This is a genomic window from Arthrobacter sp. FW306-05-C, from assembly GCF_021801725.1.
Taxonomy (GTDB): domain Bacteria; phylum Actinomycetota; class Actinomycetes; order Actinomycetales; family Micrococcaceae; genus Arthrobacter.
The window spans coordinates 764,930-781,791 of the sequence record NZ_CP084556.1 but is presented as its reverse complement, the minus strand read 5'-3'; the positions used below and the strand labels follow the sequence as shown (position 1 = coordinate 781,791).

Sequence of the window (16,862 nt, the reverse complement as noted above, 5' to 3'; positions counted from 1 at the left end):
ACCGCGGCTAGCGGCGGCGCGCCCGGCGCCGCTCGTTGCTGGCCAGGCTCCGGGTGAGCGGGCGTGCCAGGACGTCGCCCAGGACGATGCCGCCGGCTGTGCCCAGCACAATGGCCCCGGCACTGAGCATCCCTCCGGCGCCCGCCAGGATCTCGGCTTCTTCAACAGTGAGCACGTACATGGAGCGGAAGATCGTGAGGCCCGGCAGCAGGATCAGTGCCGCGGGGACGGCGACCACCAGCTGCGGCGCGCCCATCCGCAGGGCCACCACCCTGGCCAGGAGGCCAATGACGACGGCGGCAATGGCCGGTGAGAACCGGTCGCCAATCCCCAGCAGACCGCAGCCGAGCAGCACCAGGTAACCGGCCACGCCAACGGCCGCCGTGGGCAGCAGCAGCTTCCACGTGGTCTGTTCCGTGACGCCGATGGCCATCACCGCCGCGGCAACGAAGACAACGAGGACCCAGAGATCGTAGGCAGGCGGGAACGTCTGCGTGACGTCGATGCGTTGCAGCCCGGTCAGCTCCCCCACCACGAAGGCAACGGCAATTCCTGCCACGATGGCGCCAAAGGTCAGCAGCGTGGACAGGAACCGTCCTGCCGCCGTCACGGGGAAGCCGTTGATGGCGTCCTGCACAGAGGACACCAGGCGCCCGGTGGGCAGGAGCAGCAGGATGCCGCCCACCACCACGATGGACGGCGATGCGGTTAGCCCGAACTGCCACAGCAGGAGGGCAAGGATGGTGACCACGGAGGAGCAACTGGCGGTGATGAAGAAGTCCGGGACCCGCCAGCGGCCCAGCTGCCTGGCCAGCAGGCTGATGCCGATGTTGGCCACAAACGCGATGATCGAGGACACCGGGCCCCCGCCCAGCACCCCCACGAACACCGCAGCGAAAACACCGAACGCGGCAGTGACCATCCAGCGCGGGTACGGCTTGGGGCTGGTGATGGCCTCGTTGAGCCTGCGGATCGCTTCGTCGCGGCCCACGCCGCCGGCCACGATGTCCGTGACCAACTGGTGCACCTTGGCCAGGCCGGCGTAGTTGTTGGTCCAGGAGCGCACCACGCGCAACAGCGCGATGGGGGTCTGGTCCTTGGGCGCGTAGTTGATGCCGACGGACTGGTTGGTGATGTCCACCTCGATGTTCTTCAGCCCCAGGGCGGCCGTAACCGCGATGATGCTGGTTTCCACCTCCAGCGCCCCGGCACCGTAGCGGAACATGGTCTCTGCCAGGTGCAGCGCAAAGTCGAGGGTTTTGCGCGCGGACTGGTCTACGCCGCCCACCTGGATGGTGGGGTTCGCATACGGGCTGCCGGCCAGGCGGTCAACGATGCTCAAGGGGGCCGTAGGCGGATTCTCGCCCTGCACCAGGCGTCGGATCATTCGCCTGGCGGCGGCATCCTGGCGGAGCTGCGCAGGGGTCAGCGGTTGGGTTTTGGGCAGGCCGTCAGTATTAGGCCGGTACCCTGGCTGTTCGGGCCGGTCATTCATGCCCGCTTCCTCCCTGTGCGCATTGGTTAGTAATGCGCGGTCGCTTGATGATGCGCAGTTTGATAGTGCGCGGTTGGTTGATGGTCAGGCTGCGCGCTTCAGCGGCAGCTTGCCCACCACGGTGCGGGCAGCTGCAACCGCGGACCGGGCCAGCCGATTGGCGTGGAAGACGGCGGGACGCACCGGCAGGACGAAGTCACCCACCAACTGGACCACTTCCCCACCGAATCCCTTCTTGAATTCGTACCCGCCGTGGCCTTCCTCGTCCTGCCCGGAAATGCCGAAGGTGCCGTAGAAGTTGTAGCGCGGGTATCCCTTCTCTAGCGCGTGCAGCATCATGCCCCAGTAAAGGGAGGTTGCACCGTTGAAGTAGATGTAGTCCTGCACGGTGCCGCCGATGACGCACACCACCTCGTCGCCGTAGCAGACAAAGTGGATGGCGGCCACGGTGGCGGTCCCCACGGAGTCGGGGAACCGTTCGATGTCCTTCAGGCTCCGCTCGTAGCTGTCCACCAGGTCCTGGACCACCTTGAGCCGGTTGGCTTTCTTCTTGCTGCCGGTTTCCTCGACTTCGCGGCGGAGCTCCGCTGCGGTGGCCGATTCCTTGGCCAGGCGCTCTGTGATGGATTTGCGGTAGGCCGGGATGTCGATCTTGGCCATCATGAGCTTGGTGAATTCAGGCGACGTGGTGCGGAGCAGGTGCTCGTAGTAGGCACGTTCGCGGTAGACGAAGCCCTTTTCGTCACCGGCGCGGCTCAGGGCGCCGTAGAAATCGTCCAGGGTTTCCAGGGTGGCCTGCTCCAGGAAGACGCCGTTCTTTTCGGCTTTCCGAATGGCTTTCCGGGTCCGGTAGCTGGTGCCCATAATCAGTTCCTCTGCGTCCTGGATGCCCACGAGGTTCTTGATGAACATCCAGTTGACGTTGACGAAGTTCATGTCCAGGCCCTGGTGCTGGAATCCGAGCCGCTCCAGGTCCGCCACCAGCGGGCGGTTGTCCTCGATCTCGGGGTGCTCGGCGCCATCGGCATCCCGGGCGATGTACCTGATGTTGGGGGAGATCCGCAGTTCGGCAGCTTTGCGCCCTGCGGCCTGCTTGCGGAGAAGTTCGACGACGGCACCCACCAGGGCCCGGTCCGTGTAGTCCATGAGGGGCCCCTTGGCGCATTCACAGACCGTGTAACCCAGGCGGGTGGTGGTGTAGTTCAGCTTTCCGGCGGCCACAAGCTCGCCGTCGCGCCGGACCCCGAAGAGTTCCACCTTCTGGCCGCGGGCGCGCTGGAAGCGGGCAAAGTCGATCGACTGCAGGAAGCTGTTCTGGCGATGCTTCAGGGCGAAGGCCTCGAAGTCGGCGTCGCTGAGGTTGGCGTATTCAAGCCCGGTAGCGGCGGAAACTGTATTCAAGGGGTGACCTTCTTCTCGACTCTTCGCGGCCTCAATCGGCACGCACTGTATGGAGGGTTTTTAGGCGGAGGAATCTTCAGGCGGATTTTAGTCGCGGCAGGGCGGCCCTGCGGCCGGCAGGGGCGCGCTGGCCACAGCCCTGGTGGATGCAGCTCAGTAGAACTGCTGCCCGGTGCGCGCGGTTTCGATCCTGCGGAACACCTTTTCGCCGCCACTGACCCAGAGCCGGTGCCGGAGCGGGGACAGCACGTAGTCATGGCAGCCCACAAAGTCGGTGACCGTCTTGGTGAAGCTGGTCTTGAACATCCCCATGCCGTAGAGGTTGTGGGTCTTGTCCTTGATCCGTGCAGCCGGCGGCGTCCCGCAGAAGTCGTATTCGGTGCAGCCGAGCTCCTGCATCCGCTTGATCGCAGTCCACTGGACCAGGTGCGAGTCCCCGTACTGCTTGCGGTTCTGGATGGAACCACCGTCCTTGTAGGTGGCCTTGGCACCGTAGTTGATGACGAACGCGCCGACGCTGGGCTTCCCGTCCTCATAGGTGAAGAAGAAGTTGCCCTGGCCGCGGTTGCAGAACTCGTCCCAGAACCGTGCGTAGTAGTCGTAGCTGCGGAGGGGCATGGAGCCCTTGGCGTTGACGGTGTTGGCCATCAGGTCGTACAGCGCCCGGTAGGTTTCGGGTCCCTGCTCCTGCCGGACCACCTGGCAGCCCTCCCGCTCGGCACGCCGCACTGCATTCCTGGCACGGGAGGAGATGGCTTTGAACACTTCCTCCTCCGTGCCGGAGATGTCCAGCAGGGCGGTGGAGTCGTTGGACTGGATGTTGGGGGCCTTGACCAGGTTGGCTGCCTGCAGTTCCTGCTGCGCGTCCGTGGAGTCGATGATGTCCGGCTCCACCTTGATGGCGAAGACGTTCAGTTTGCTGCTGCGGACGAAGGCCGCGCACGCTTCGAGGGCGGGCCGCAGGTCAGCCGCGTCCGCCAGGTCGGGACCCTTGATGAGGTACCAAAGCCGTCCCAGGACCGGGAAGCGCTTTTCCAGCACCAGGTTGTAGCTGGGATTTCCGCCGCCTTCCAGCACCAGGAAGCGGACTTTCCAGCCACTGCCATTCTTGACTGATGCGTAGGCGGCCGACTGCAGCATGTTGCCGCCGTTCGGGTTGGCCGTGACGTGCTTGTCCCAGTTCTCAATTTCCTCGGCTGTGGCAAAACGTGCGGTGAATTCTCGCAAGGGGGCCGTGTCCAATCGGGTTTGTGCGCGGTTTCGGTACTTCTGGATGCGTGCGGACATGCAGCCTCAAGTCTAAAGCCTGATGCGCTCCCGGCCTTTCCCCGGCCCGCCCGGCACTGCGCCCTGCCGCTTGCCTCCGCTGGCTTGACGGGGCTTGGGGCGTTCAACAAGGGTTGGGGTATGAGGCCGGATGGGGAAGAGACAGCCGCGCCTGCGGGTACCGGCAGGCAGCCGTACAGCGCCGGGGTGCAGGTTGCCGCGCTTGCCGGGTTCCTGGTGGCGTCCTTGGTCGTGGCGGGGCTGGGCGGGCTTGCGTCGGCGGCCAATGTCACCGGCTGGTATGCCACGGCGGACAAGGCTCCCTGGTCCCCGCCGAACGGCGTGTTCGGTCCGGTCTGGACTGTCCTGTACACGGCGATGGCGGTCGCGGCATGGCTGGTATGGCGGAAACGGACCAACCGGACCCGCCCGGCCATGTTCGTCTACGCCCTCCAACTGGTCCTCAACCTCGCCTGGACCCCAGCATTTTTTGCCCTGTATCCCACCCTCGGCACGGCAGCCCTGTGGCTGGGGCTGGTGGTCATCCTTGCCCTGATCGCCGCCGTCGCTGTGACGGTTTTGTACTTCGGTCCGATCAGCCGGACCGCCGGGCTGCTCCTGCTCCCCTACATCTCATGGCTGGTGTTCGCTGCCAGCCTGAACTGGTGGGCGGCAGCGCACAACTAGGAGGCCGCTGTCAGCATTCGACGACGTTGACGGCGAGGCCGCCCATGGCGGTTTCCTTGTATTTGGAGGACATGTCTTTGCCGGTCTCGCGCATGGTGATGATGACTTCGTCGAGGGAGACCCGGTGGGTGCCGTCGCCCCAGAGGGCCATTTTCGCGGCGTTGATCGCTTTGGCGGCGGCGATCGCGTTCCGTTCGATGCAGGGGACCTGGACCAGGCCGCCGATCGGGTCACAGGTCAGGCCGAGGTTGTGTTCCATCGCGATCTCGGCCGCGTTTTCCACCTGCGCCGGGGTGCCGCCCATGACCTCGGCCAGGCCGGCGGCGGCCATTGAGGACGCGGACCCGACCTCGCCCTGGCAGCCGACCTCGGCCCCGGAGATCGAGGCCTGTTCCTTGTAGAGGACCCCGACGGCGCCGGCGGCGAGCAGGAACCGCACCACCACATCCTCCCGGTCTTCCTTCGTGGCCTGGTCCATGCCGGGGGCGAAGTGGAGCGCGTAGTACAGCACCGCGGGGATGATCCCGGCCGCCCCGTTCGTGGGCGCGGTGACCACCCGGCCGCCCGAGGCGTTCTCCTCGTTCACCGCCAACGCCACCAAGTTAACCCACTCCTGCCAATACCGTGGATCGTGGAAGTCCCAGTCCTGGAAATCCAGGTCCTGGTTGTCCTCGCCGGGGCGTGCGCATTCCTTCTTCAGCCTCTCGTACCAGTCCGGGGCGCGGCGGCGGACCTTCAACCCGCCCGGCAGCACCCCCTCCCGCTTCAGCGAGGTCTGGACACAGTCGGCCATGACGGACCAGATGTGCAGCAAACCGGTCCGGATCTCCTCCTCGGACCGGGCGGCCTTTTCGTTGACCAGCATCACGTCCGCGATGCCCAGCCCGGTGTTCCGGCAGTGTTCCAGCAGTTCCGCGGCGGTCCGGAACGGCAACGGCAGCTCCTGTTTGGACGCGTCCAGTTCCTGCTGCGCGGCGTCCTCCTCGCCCTCGCGGACGATGAACCCGCCACCGACCGAGAAGAACGTCGCCGCGTGCAGCACCTCCCCGGCCGCATCGGCCACGGTGAAGGTCATCCCGTTCGTGTGCCGGGGCAGCACCGTCAGCGGCCGCAGCACCATATCCTTCACCCCGTACGGCAGCGGCACGGCACCGGCCAGGTTCAAGGTCCCGGTCTCCGCGATCGAGGCCAGCCGCTCCTCCACCTCCACGGGCAGGATCAACTCAGGATGGAACCCCTCCAACCCCAACAGGACCGCGGTCATCGTCCCGTGCCCATGCCCCGTTGCCGCCAGCGAACCATACAAATCCACCCGCAAAGACGCCACATCAGCCAAGACTCCAAGGCTTTTGAGTTCCTCCGCGAACACAGCAGCAGCCCGCATCGGCCCCACAGTATGCGACGACGACGGACCAATACCGATCGAAAACAAATCAAAAACGCCAACAGCCATGTGCGTGGTTCCTAACTAATACAAGTGGTCGGGATGGAGCGGGCAGGACATCCTCTGCGTGCTCGGGGCCCACGCCGTCCGGGTTCCCTGGCCGAGCTTGCGAGGTTAGGGGGACGGTGGGGAGCACGCTGCCGGATGCCCCGCCCACTCCGAGCGGACACGGCACCAAAGCGCCCGGCTCCAGTAGGCAACGATCGGGCCGACAACGCTCGCGAGTGCCGGGGAAAGAGAAACACACACGTAGTCCGGTCCCTCCCACACTCTCTCGCCCGGAACAAATAACCCGCACGTAGTCCGCGCCCGCCCGGAAGCTGTGCGGCGATCCTTTGCCCGCCCGTTGCAACTCCCCCGGTCGCAACGTACGCACGAGGGGGCGGCGGAGCCGGACTTTTCGAAAGCCTGCGTCAAAGCGACGAAGGAGCAGCACGCGTGAAAATGTGCGGTCCGCCCCTCCCGAAGGTAACCAAGCACCCCGACGGGCGAAGGTGACAAAGGCGGAGCACCAAAAGCTACTTGACCCGCTTATAGAACGGGAGGTCGACGACTTCGAAAGGCTCTGCCTTGCCGCGGAGATCAACGTCCAGGGCAGTGCCGGGTGCCGAGTGTTCGACGTCGACATAGGCCATGGCGATGGGGTACCCGAGGGTGGGCGAGGGCTGGCCGGAGGTAACTTCGCCGACGACTGCGCCATCCTTGAGGACAGGGTAGTGCGCGCGGCCGGCGCGGCGGCCCTGGCCCTTGAGGCCTACGAGGCGGCGGCCGGAGGCGCTGCCGGCGCCGGCTTCCTTTTTGGCTGCCAGCGCAGCCTTCCCCACGAAGTCGCCTTCCTTGGAGAGGGCGACGACGGCGCCCAGTCCGGCGGCGAATGGATCGCCCTGCAGCGACAGTTCGTTGCCGTACAGCGGCATGCCGGCTTCGAGGCGGAGGGAGTCGCGGGAGGCGAGCCCGGCGGGGATGAGTTCCCCTTCGTCGGCGATGGCGATCAACGCCTGCCACAGGGCGGGGGCATCGTCGTTGTCCAGGAAGATCTCGAACCCGTCCTCACCGGTGTATCCGGTGCGCGCAAGGAGGAGTTCCTTTCCTGCGCCGCCCACCAGGAAGGAAACCTCGACGGCGGCGTAGTACTTCAACTCCGTCACCAGCGAGTGCTGCGTGGCCGGGACCAGGCGCAGCAGCAGTTCCTGGGCCTTGGGCCCCTGCACCGCGATCAGGGGTGTGCGGGCCGACGCATCGTCCACCACAACGTCGAAGTCGGCTGCCCGCTCGGCAAGGGCTGCAGCCACCACGACGGCATTGCCGGCATTGGGCACCACCAGGAAGACGTCGGTACCGTCCTGTGCAGCTGGACGGCGGTAGATGATGAGGTCGTCGATAATCCCGCCGTCCTCATTGCAGATCAGCGAGTACTTCGCTTTTCCCTCGGCCATGGCGGAAATCTTGCCCACCAGCGCGTAGTCCAGGAAGGCGGCCGCGTCCGGGCCGGTCACCCAGACCTCACCCATGTGGGAGAGGTCGAACAGGCCCGCAGCTTTACGGACGGCGTGATGTTCGGCCAGTTCCGAGCTGTACTTGAGCGGCATCTGCCAGCCGCCGAAGTCGGTGAAGGATGCGCCCAGCTTCTTGTGTTCGTCGTACAGCGACGTGTAGTTCCCGGTCATGGTGGCGGGCCTCAGTTCTCGAACTCGGAGAGCGGCGGGCAGGAGCAGATCAGGTTCCGGTCCCCGGCTGCGCCGTCGATGCGGCCCACCGGCGGGAAGTACTTGTCCTGCTTGTGGTGGGCTGGGAAGGCGGCCTGCTCGCGTGGGTAGGCGCGGTCCCAGTCGGAGCTGACGACGGCGGCTGCCGTGTGGGGTGCGCGGCGCAGGGGTGAATCCGTAACGGCAAAGTCGCCGTTGGCCACCTGGTCGATTTCCTTGCGGATGCTGATCATGGCCTCGATGAAGCGATCGATCTCCGCCAGGTCCTCGGACTCGGTAGGCTCCACCATCAGCGTGCCCGCCACGGGGAAGGACAGGGTGGGGGCGTGGAAGCCGAAGTCGATCAGCCGCTTGGCAACATCCTCTGCCGTGACGCCGGTCCTGGCCGTGAGTTCGCGCAGGTCGAGGATGCACTCGTGGGCAACGAGGCCGCCTTCGCCGGTGTAGAGGACCGGGAAGTACTCGTTGAGCCGGGAGGCGACGTAGTTGGCAGCCAGCAGCGCTGCCTTGGTGGCCTCGGTCAGCCCCTCCCCGCCCATCAGCTTCACGTAGGCCCAGGAAATGGGCAGCACGCCGGCCGAACCGAATCGGGAGGCGGAAATCGGCACGTCGGTGGCGCCGGAACCTGCGTTCCAGGTGGTCGCGTCACCGGGCATGAACGGTGCCAGGTGTGCCTTGGCTGCAACCGGGCCGACGCCGGGTCCGCCGCCGCCGTGCGGGATGCAGAAGGTTTTGTGCAGGTTCAGGTGGGACACATCGCCGCCGAACTTGCCGGGCTGGGCGAGCCCAACGAGCGCGTTCAGGTTGGCGCCGTCGATGTAGACCTGGCCGCCGGCGGCGTGCACGGCGTCGCAGACCTCACGGACGTCGCCGTCATAGACGCCGTGGGTGGACGGGTAGGTGATCATGATGCAGGACAGGGCGTCCTTGTTCGCTTCGATCTTGGCCGTCAGGTCGTCGTGGTCGATGGTGCCGTCAGCGGCGGTGGCCACGACGACGACCTTCATGCCCGCCAGCACGGCGGAGGCGGCGTTGGTGCCGTGCGCCGAGGCCGGGATCAGGCAGACGTTGCGCTGCTGGTCGCCGCGGGAGTGGTGGTAGCCGCGGATCGCCAGCAGACCAGCGAGTTCACCCTGCGAGCCGGCATTGGGCTGGATGGACACCTGGTCGTAGCCCGTGATGGCGGTCAGGTCCGCTTCAAGGTCGGCGATCAGTTCACGCCAGCCGGCCGTCTGGGAGTCTGGGGCGAACGGGTGGATGGAGGCGAACTCCGGCCAGGAAATGGCTTCCATCTCGGCCGTGGCGTTCAGCTTCATGGTGCAGGAACCCAGCGGGATCATGGTGCGGTCCAGCGCCAGGTCACGGTCCGAGAGCTTACGGATGTAGCGCAGCAGCTGGGTTTCGGACCTGTGCGTGTTGAACACCGGGTGCTGCAGGTAGTCGGAGGAACGCTCGACGGCGGCCTCCAGCCCGAAGCCCTCGCCGCCGCCAACGGAACTCCCGGAAACGGTGGCGCCAAAGATGTCGCCCACCTGGGCGACGATGGCCGGCGTCGTGGTTTCATCAAGGGCGATGCCCACGGTGTCGGCGTCGATGCTGCGCAGGTTAATGCCCCGGGCCTCGGCGTCGGCGATGACGGCGGCAGCGCGGCCGGGGACGCGGACCGTCAGGGTGTCGAAGAAGCTCGCGTGCAGGACCTCAACACCGGCAGCCGTAAGCGAGGCCGCCAGGGTACGGGCGTGGCTGTGCGCCGTTACGGCAATTGCCTTGAGGCCGTCCGGGCCGTGGTAAACGGCGTACATGGACGCGACGATGGCCAGCAGCGCCTGGGCTGTGCAGATGTTGGACGTGGCCTTCTCGCGGCGGATGTGCTGCTCACGGGTCTGCAGCGCCAGGCGATAGGCGGGAACACCGGCGTCGTCCTTGGAGACACCCACCAGCCGGCCGGGCAGCGAACGCTCCAGCCCCTTGCGGACAGCCATGTAGGCGGCGTGCGGGCCGCCGAAGAACAGCGGCACACCAAAGCGCTGGGCGGAACCCACGGCGATGTCGGCGCCCTGCTCGCCCGGAGGAGTGATCAGGGTCAGTGCCAGCAGGTCCGCTGCCACCGTGACCAGGGCGCCGCGCTCCTTGGCGGCGCTGATGACTGCGGACTGGTCCCAGACGCGTCCGGAAACGCCGGGCTGCTGCAGCACAATGCCGTTGATGTCGCCTTCGGGCAGGCCCTGGGACAGGTCGGCGACCTCCACCTCGAAGCCCAGTGCCTCAGCGCGGCCCTTCACGATGGCCAGGGTCTGGGGCAGGACGTCGGCGTCCAGCACGGTCTTGCCGTCGGCGGCGGGCTTGGCCTTGTTCGCGCGGCGCATCAGGAGCACGGCCTCGGCCACGGCGGTGGCTTCATCCAGCAGCGAGGCGTTGGCGATGGGCAGGCCCACCAGGTCCTGCACCATGGTCTGGAAGTTCAGCAGGGCCTCGAGCCGGCCCTGGGAGATCTCCGGCTGGTAAGGGGTGTAAGCGGTGTACCAGGCCGGGGACTCAAGGATGTTGCGGCGGATCACCGGCGGAGTGACGGTATCGAAGTACCCCTGGCCGATCAGCTGCACGGCCGCCTTGTTCTTCCCGGCAAGCTTCCGCAGTTCCGTGAGGACCTCAACCTCGCTGAGGGCGTCCTGGAGGCGGAGGGCGGTTTCCTGGCGGATGACCTTGGGAACGGCCGTGTCCACCAGGGAGTCGACAGTGTCGTAGCCCACGGCTTTGAGCATGGTGTCGACGTCGGACTGGCGGCGCGCGCCGATATGGCGGTCTACGAAGGTGGTGGAGGCTGGGCTAACCGACACGAAGGAACTCCATTTACTCAGGCGGCGCAGGGTACGCCACAGCTATTCGGGTTCCTCCCCGCTCTGTATTGGACCTGAGAGTTTCCGCGGTGCCTGCCTGGCAGGACCCGCTTGCACCGTCGGTGAGCACAGCAGTTCTTTCGCTCCCCAAGGGGAGGAGGACAACTGCCTGCTGCTTTCCAGAGGCGCCTCGCCGCGGCGGTACAGGGGCCTGCGAGATTCCTGGGGAGGATTTGCTCCTACGGCGCCTGCCTGTGCTTCCGGCAGAACTCTCCCGCCGCAGATCAAAGGCTATTCACTTGTTGGGCCATGACGGCCGGTGGCGGCCCTCACAACTCTCCATTGTCCTACGCGCCCGCCCCTCCCGGCAAATGGCAAATGCTACCTGCGGAGCCGCTCCAGGGCGGCGAGGAGTTCCTCCACGTCAGCGGCCGCTCCCCCCGCCGGCGCGGGGGCCACCGACAGCATGGCGTTGAAGTAGAGGCCGTCACCCATATAGAGAACTGCCTTCGCCAGCCCCGGACCGACATCCGCCGCGATCTCGTCCAACCAGCGCTGCTGGATGGCCGCGAACCGGCGCCGCGTTTCCTCATGCGCCACCTCGGCAAGCCTGGTGGCGGCAACGATGGCCCTGTCCAGCGGTGTGTCCGCCCACACCGAGGAACGGATGAAGTATGCCGCCGCGCCTTCATCGGCCGAGGCCATGGCATCGGCGTCTTCCCGGGCAAGGCCCTCCAGTCGGTCCAGCAGCACGGCAATGAGCGCTTCCTTGTTGGGAAAGTGGTAGAGCAGGCCGCCCTTCGACACGCCGGCCTTCCGGGCTACGGCGTCAAGGGTGGCAGCGCGCTCCCCCACCTCGATCAACAGGGACTCGAAGGCATCAAGGACCGCGTCGCGGGCTACAGGCTTTCGGGGCATGCTTCCCATCATGCCCTTCCCCGGGCGGGAAGACGGAACCGGCAGCCATTTCAAACTATACCGTCCGGACGGTATAGTTATTTCATGACGACTTTCACCAGCCCCGCACCCACAGGCGCGGACAAGAACGCCCCGCGGCAGCCGTGGCGTGACTGGCTGGCGCTGGCCCTGCTGATGTTTCCCGTGCTCCTGGTCGCCGTGGACAACACCGCGCTGACCTTCGCACTGCCGGCCATTGCGCGCGCCCTGGAACCCACCGGGGTGCAGCTGCTCTGGATCGTGGACGCCTATCCCCTGGTACTGGCCGGCCTGCTGGTATCCATGGGGAGCCTCGGCGACCGGATCGGGCGCCGGAGGCTCCTGGTCATGGGCAGCCTCGGCTTCGCCGCGATCTCTGCCGCCACGGCCTTTGCCCCCACACCGGAGTGGCTGATCGCCGGCCGTGCAACCCTGGGCTTCTTCGGGGCCATGCTGATGCCGTCCACGCTGTCGCTGATCCGCAACATCTTTCCCGAGCCCAACCGCCGGCGGCTTGCCGTCGCCATCTGGGCTGCGGGATTCTCCGGCGGCGCGGCCCTGGGACCCATTTTCGGCGGCTGGCTGGTGGAGCACTTTTGGTGGGGTGCGGTCTTCCTTGTAGCGGTCCCCCTCATGATTCCCCTGCTGGTGCTGGCGCCGGCACTGGTCCCGGAGTCGAAGGATCCCGCGCCGGGGAAGGTGGACATCCCGAGCATCCTGCTGTCCATGCTGGTCATGGTGCCCGTGGTGTACGGCATCAAGGCAGTTGCCACGGAAGGGCCGGGCGCAGCAGGTCTGGGGGCGATTGCCTTTGGCCTGGCGATGGGGGCGGTGTTCGTGCAGCGGCAGCGGCGCCTGGAGCACCCGCTGCTGGACATGTCCCTGTTCCGCAACAGGGTATTCAGCATGGCCATTGCCGCCAACATCCTGGCCCTGTTTTCCTTCAACGGGTTCATCCTGTTCCTTGCCCAGCACCTGCAGCTCCTCGAAGGAATGAGCCCCTCCGCGGCAGGAGTTGCCATGGTCCCCGCGCTGGCGGCCACGGTGGTGGCAGGCCTGGTGGTGGTGCCGCTGGTCCGCAAGGTCCGGCCCGGGTACGTGGTGGCTGCGGGGCTGGCGTTCAGCGCTGCAGGCTACAGCATGGTGACGTTCGGAAACCACGACGGCGGCCCGTCGCTGCTGCTGGCAGCCCTCCTGGTCCTGGCGCTGGGCGTGGGCACGGCGGAGACCATCTCCAACGACCTCATCCTGGGTGCCGCCCCGCCGGCAAAGTCAGGGGCCGCCGCGGCGATTTCCGAAACGGGCTACGAGGTGGGCTCACTGCTGGGGACAGCTGTCCTGGGATCCATCCTGACAGCCTCCTACCAGCAAAACCTTCGGCTGCCGGCAGGCCTGGAGGGCACACTGCCCGGGCCTGTCCTGCACAACGCCGGAGAAACACTGGCGGGCGCGGTGGAGGCGGCCAACCTCCTGCCCGCATCGCTCGCTGGAGCGGTCCTGGACGCTGCCGCCGCGGCGTTCGATTCCGGGGTGCACGTGACTGCGGCGATTGGGCTGGTACTGATGGCGGCGGCGGCAGTCCTCGCCGCCGTCGTGCTTCGCAAAGCGCCAAAGGCGGTCTAGTGCCGCCGGGCCGCCTGGAACGGTCCGGGCAACAGAAAGTGCCCGGGGCCGAGGAGGAATCCCCTCGGCACCGGGCGCCCCGTGAAGTGCCCGCTACTTCGAGTCGGCAGCCGTGACCTTGGCGGTTGGCTTCATGTTTTCGGCCTGCACCATCCAGGCGAACTGCTCCAGCCGGGCGATGAACTCATGCAGGAGGTCCGCCGAGGTGGGGTCCTCCTCGTCCACTTCGTCATGGACCTTGCGCATGGTGCCCACGGCCGCCTCCATGGCGGCGACGATCCGCTCGATGGCATCCTCGGTGCTGATCAGCCCTTCAGGGAACTGGGCCAGGCTGGTGGTTTCGGCAACGGTGGAGCTGCGTCCGTCCGGAAGCGCATGCAGGGCCCGCATCCGCTCGGCGGTGTCGTCGGCAAACTGGCGGGCGGCGTCCACGATCTCGTCCAGCTGGAGGTGAAGGTCGCGGAAGTTGGTGCCCACGATGTTCCAGTGCGCCTGCTTTCCCTGGACATGGAGCTCAATCAGGTCTGCAAGGACAGCCTGCAGGTTGTTGGTCAGTGTGGGTGAAGCTTTCATGCATCCTCCTCAAAGTGGTCCAATATGCCAGACGCTACCAGCCGCGGACCCCGCGGCGGCAGCACTTCCGACAATTCATCAGCGAGCTTACTAATTCCGCAAACGAGTCACAAACGAATGTGATTCATATTGCGTCTTGCATCACACGCCGGGCACCCCCATACTAAATGAACGCCATTCATATAGTGACGACCGTCTCACAGCCTTTTCAGAAAGTGGTGCCATGACAGAGACAATCCGCACCAGCACTTCCAAGTCCGGTCCGCATGTCCATGCGCCGGCCGCGGACGGCTTCAGCGACAAGGGCCTCAAGGGCGGGCAGCTCGGGCTCCTCGCCGTCGTCGTCCTGGGCATTTCGACCATTGCCCCCGCCTACACCCTCACCAGCGCGCTGGGCCCCACCGTCAACGAAGCCGGCCTCCAGCTGCCAGTCATCTTCCTGATCGGGTTCATCCCCATGATCCTGGTTTCGCTCTCCTACCGGGAACTCAACGCCGATTCCCCGGACAGCGGCACCACCTTCACCTGGGTGACCAAGGCCTTCGGGCCATGGATCGGGTGGATGGGCGGCTGGGGCCTGCTGGCGGCCAACATCATCGTGCTGTCCAACCTCGCCGGCGTCGCCGTCGACTTCTTCTACCTTTTCCTGTCCCAGCTCACCGGCTCCCCCGAGCTCGCAGACCTGGCGGACAACAAAGCCCTGAACGTGCTCACCTGCTTCGTCTTCGTGGCGCTGGCCGTCTGGGTCAGCTACCGCGGGATGCACACCACCAAGCTGGTGCAGTACAGCCTGGTGGGCTTCCAACTGCTGGTCCTGGGCCTGTTCGTGGGCTTGGCCTTTGCCAACTGGTCCACCTCTGAAACGGCCATCCCGTTCAGCTGGGACTGGTTCGACGTGACCAAGATCGAGACCTTCGGCCAGGTTGCCGCGGGCATCTCCCTGTCGATCTTCGTCTACTGGGGCTGGGACGTCTGCCTCACCGTCAACGAGGAGACGGCCAACGGTAAGAAGACCGCCGGCGTGGCAGGAACGCTGACGGCTGTCATCGTCCTTGCCATCTACCTCCTGGTCAGCATCGCCACCATGATGTTCGCAGGCGTTGGCGATACCGGCAACGGCCTGAACAACGCCGAGAACCACGAGAACATCTTCACCGCACTGGCCTCCCCCATCATGGGTCCCTTCGCCATCCTGATGTCCCTCGCCGTACTCTCCAGCTCCGCTGCATCCCTGCAGTCCACGTTCATGTCACCGTCCCGGAGCCTGCTGGCCATGGCGCACTACGGTGCGCTGCCGGAGCCCTTCAGCCGGATCAGCAGGAAGTTCGCGACGCCGGGCTTCGCCACCATCGCGGCCGGCATCATCTCCGCGGGCTTCTACGCCGTGATGCACGTGGTCAGCGAGAACGTCCTGAACGACACCATCCTGGCCCTGGGCCTGATGATCTGCTTCTACTACGGCCTCACAGCGCTTGCCTGCACCTGGTACTTCCGCCACAGCCTGTTCAACAGCGCACGCCACTTCCTGTTCCGGCTGGTGTGCCCGGTGGTGGGCGGCGTGGGCCTGTTCGTGGTGTTCTTCCAGACCGCCGTGGACAGCCTGGCCCCGGAATTCGGCAGCGGTTCGGAGGTCTTCGGCGTGGGCTTGGTGTTCATCCTGGGCATCGGCATCCTGGCCCTGGGCGGCGTCGTCATGCTGGTCATGTCCCGCACCCACCCCGGCTTCTTCCGCGGTGAAACCCTGAAGCGCGATACTCCCGCCCTCGTGGTTCCGGAGTAAGGACAGCGCAGAAAAGGTGCCGTGCCCCGTCAGGGGCGCGGCACCTTTTTGGTTTTACGACGACGGATCGGTCACCAATAGTGCGCCACGTCGATCACCACGCGGGAGCCGGAACCCGGACCGTCAAGGGTGAAGACCCGGAACGGAAGGCGGGCGCGGACGCCCAGGCCCAGGCTGGTGTACCCTTCGAAGCTTCCTGCAGAGACGACCTGGCGGAAGGTCTGGTAGCCGGAAACGTTGCTGAGTTCGTTCCTGTCCGCGGGGTTGTAGGTGGCGTTGCCGTTCTCGTCGTAGGAGGGCGCCTTGATGCTGATGTGCAGGCGCGCACCACCCCGCACCGGAATGGGAAGCCCCGAGCCCTCCTGCTCAATCCGCGGCACGTACTGAACGGTGTAGGCGACGGCAGGGCCGTTGAGGTCAACCACCAGCCGGTCGAAGCAGTAGTGCCGCCCCGTGCGGACATTGGTGACGGATGCGGTACCGGTGTCCTGCCCGGATTTCGCCAGCGAGCCCCAGGTGAGCCCGCAGTAGGGAGCCGCCGAGGCAGGTCCCTGGACTACGATTCCCAGCCCTACAGCCAGCATGAGGGCTGCGAGCCAGATGAAGAACTTTTTCATTGCTGTGCCATCCAGGATTCAAAGCCATTGGATGCTTCCAGCGTAGGAGTGTTCCTCCCCGGAGACGAGGGGTCATTTTGATAACGACGGCGGCCGGAGATCGACGGCTCGAAAAAGAAGCACGCAGGACAAGAAAGCACCGGCCACCCCAGGGGCGGCCGGTGCAGGAAAAAGTCTTAGCCTTCGCAGTCGCGGCAGTACTTCAGGCCGTTCTTTTCACGTGCAACCTGTGACCGGTGGCGGACCAGGAAGCACGACGAGCAGGTGAACTCGTCGGACTGCTCGGGAACCACAATAACGGTCAGTTCCTCGTTGGACAGGTCGGCGCCGGGCAGGTCAATACCTTCAGCGGTGTCGTTTTCGTCAACATCGATAACCGCCGTCTGCGCGTTGCCGCTCCGTGACGCCTGGAGGGCCTCGAGAGAGTCAGCGGGCGACTCTTCTTCCTGCTTGCGTGGAGCATCGTAATCGGTAGCCATAGCGTGTTCACTTTCGTT

13 protein-coding genes and 1 riboswitch are annotated in these 16,862 nt (G+C 65.9%); of the genes, 3 read left to right on the top strand and 10 right to left on the bottom strand.

Translation table 11 applies throughout. From position 1 onward, the window contains the following. Positions 1 to 7: 7 nt before the first annotated feature. The 3 genes from LFT44_RS03670 to LFT44_RS03660 all read right to left on the bottom strand — a co-directional run bounded on the left by LFT44_RS03670 (position 8) and on the right by LFT44_RS03660 (position 4,183). Positions 8 to 1,495 (bottom strand): threonine/serine ThrE exporter family protein, encoded by a 1,488-nt coding sequence (locus LFT44_RS03670; protein ID WP_236801154.1) that lies wholly within the window; start codon positions 1,493 to 1,495, stop codon positions 8 to 10. Positions 1,496 to 1,579: 84 nt separating this feature from the next. Then, a complete protein-coding gene (locus LFT44_RS03665) occupies positions 1,580 to 2,896 on the bottom strand; it encodes a peptidoglycan bridge formation glycyltransferase FemA/FemB family protein (protein ID WP_236801152.1) in 1,317 nt (438 codons plus the stop codon). A gap of 153 nt (positions 2,897 to 3,049) precedes the next feature. Continuing rightward, entirely contained in the window at positions 3,050 to 4,183 is a 1,134-nt protein-coding gene (locus tag LFT44_RS03660) for a lipid II:glycine glycyltransferase FemX (RefSeq protein ID WP_236801151.1), read from the bottom strand. Between the two features lie 120 nt (positions 4,184 to 4,303). On the opposite strand from LFT44_RS03660, the gene LFT44_RS03655 reads away from it, so the two are divergent. Further along, positions 4,304 to 4,849 (top strand): TspO/MBR family protein, encoded by a 546-nt coding sequence (locus LFT44_RS03655; RefSeq protein WP_236801150.1) that lies wholly within the window; start codon positions 4,304 to 4,306, stop codon positions 4,847 to 4,849. A gap of 10 nt (positions 4,850 to 4,859) precedes the next feature. On the opposite strand, the gene LFT44_RS03650 is transcribed toward LFT44_RS03655, so the two are convergent. From LFT44_RS03650 to LFT44_RS03635, 4 genes are all read right to left on the bottom strand, one after another. Beyond that, positions 4,860 to 6,302 (bottom strand): L-serine ammonia-lyase, encoded by a 1,443-nt coding sequence (locus LFT44_RS03650; RefSeq protein WP_236801149.1) that lies wholly within the window; start codon positions 6,300 to 6,302, stop codon positions 4,860 to 4,862. Between the two features lie 509 nt (positions 6,303 to 6,811). Beyond that, positions 6,812 to 7,960 (bottom strand): glycine cleavage system aminomethyltransferase GcvT, encoded by a 1,149-nt coding sequence (gene gcvT / locus LFT44_RS03645; protein WP_236801148.1) that lies wholly within the window; start codon positions 7,958 to 7,960, stop codon positions 6,812 to 6,814. An 11-nt stretch (positions 7,961 to 7,971) separates the two neighbouring features. Then, positions 7,972 to 10,836: an aminomethyl-transferring glycine dehydrogenase gene (gene gcvP, locus LFT44_RS03640; protein ID WP_236801147.1), complete on the bottom strand. Its 2,865-nt coding sequence runs from the start codon at positions 10,834 to 10,836 to the stop codon at positions 7,972 to 7,974. A 189-nt stretch (positions 10,837 to 11,025) separates the two neighbouring features. Beyond that, a riboswitch (glycine riboswitch) is annotated at positions 11,026 to 11,123 on the bottom strand. 94 nt (positions 11,124 to 11,217) lie between these two features. Further along, positions 11,218 to 11,754 carry a TetR/AcrR family transcriptional regulator gene (locus LFT44_RS03635; RefSeq protein WP_236801145.1) on the bottom strand — a complete coding sequence of 179 codons (537 nt, stop codon included), beginning with the start codon at positions 11,752 to 11,754 and terminating at the stop codon, positions 11,218 to 11,220. An 84-nt stretch (positions 11,755 to 11,838) separates the two neighbouring features. Between LFT44_RS03635 and LFT44_RS03630 the strand changes: the two genes are divergently transcribed. Then, positions 11,839 to 13,395 carry an MFS transporter gene (locus LFT44_RS03630; RefSeq protein ID WP_236801144.1) on the top strand — a complete coding sequence of 519 codons (1,557 nt, stop codon included), beginning with the start codon at positions 11,839 to 11,841 and terminating at the stop codon, positions 13,393 to 13,395. Positions 13,396 to 13,488: 93 nt separating this feature from the next. Here the strand turns inward: LFT44_RS03630 and LFT44_RS03625 are convergent, their stop codons facing one another. Beyond that, positions 13,489 to 13,968, bottom strand: coding sequence for a Dps family protein (locus LFT44_RS03625; RefSeq protein WP_142131093.1), 480 nt, complete (start codon positions 13,966 to 13,968; stop codon positions 13,489 to 13,491). A gap of 223 nt (positions 13,969 to 14,191) precedes the next feature. Between LFT44_RS03625 and LFT44_RS03620 the strand changes: the two genes are divergently transcribed. Further along, positions 14,192 to 15,748 (top strand): APC family permease, encoded by a 1,557-nt coding sequence (locus LFT44_RS03620; RefSeq protein WP_236801142.1) that lies wholly within the window; start codon positions 14,192 to 14,194, stop codon positions 15,746 to 15,748. Positions 15,749 to 15,819: 71 nt separating this feature from the next. Here LFT44_RS03620 and LFT44_RS03615 read toward each other — a convergent pair whose 3' ends face one another. Both LFT44_RS03615 and LFT44_RS03610 read right to left on the bottom strand, forming a co-directional pair. Continuing rightward, on the bottom strand, positions 15,820 to 16,365 hold the full coding sequence (locus LFT44_RS03615) for an AMIN-like domain-containing (lipo)protein (RefSeq protein WP_236801140.1): 546 nt from the start codon (positions 16,363 to 16,365) through the stop codon (positions 15,820 to 15,822). Positions 16,366 to 16,541: 176 nt separating this feature from the next. After that, entirely contained in the window at positions 16,542 to 16,844 is a 303-nt protein-coding gene (locus tag LFT44_RS03610) for a DUF4193 domain-containing protein (protein ID WP_142131097.1), read from the bottom strand. Positions 16,845 to 16,862: the final 18 nt, after the last annotated feature.

Bases quoted from the DNA above. Each gene is read 5' to 3' on its own strand.
- LFT44_RS03625 (WP_142131093.1), bottom strand. From the start codon at position 13,968: ATGAAAGCTTCACCCACACTGACCAACAACCTGCAGGCTGTCCTTGCA.
- gcvT (WP_236801148.1), bottom strand. From the start codon at position 7,960: ATGACCGGGAACTACACGTCGCTGTACGACGAACACAAGAAGCTGGGC.
- LFT44_RS03635 (WP_236801145.1), bottom strand. From the start codon at position 11,754: ATGCCCCGAAAGCCTGTAGCCCGCGACGCGGTCCTTGATGCCTTCGAG.
- LFT44_RS03610 (WP_142131097.1), bottom strand. From the start codon at position 16,844: ATGGCTACCGATTACGATGCTCCACGCAAGCAGGAAGAAGAGTCGCCC.
- LFT44_RS03670 (WP_236801154.1), bottom strand. From the start codon at position 1,495: ATGAATGACCGGCCCGAACAGCCAGGGTACCGGCCTAATACTGACGGC.
- LFT44_RS03615 (WP_236801140.1), bottom strand. From the start codon at position 16,365: ATGAAAAAGTTCTTCATCTGGCTCGCAGCCCTCATGCTGGCTGTAGGG.
- LFT44_RS03620 (WP_236801142.1), top strand. From the start codon at position 14,192: ATGACAGAGACAATCCGCACCAGCACTTCCAAGTCCGGTCCGCATGTC.
- LFT44_RS03650 (WP_236801149.1), bottom strand. From the start codon at position 6,302: ATGGCTGTTGGCGTTTTTGATTTGTTTTCGATCGGTATTGGTCCGTCG.
- LFT44_RS03660 (WP_236801151.1), bottom strand. From the start codon at position 4,183: ATGTCCGCACGCATCCAGAAGTACCGAAACCGCGCACAAACCCGATTG.
- LFT44_RS03630 (WP_236801144.1), top strand. From the start codon at position 11,839: ATGACGACTTTCACCAGCCCCGCACCCACAGGCGCGGACAAGAACGCC.
- LFT44_RS03655 (WP_236801150.1), top strand. From the start codon at position 4,304: ATGAGGCCGGATGGGGAAGAGACAGCCGCGCCTGCGGGTACCGGCAGG.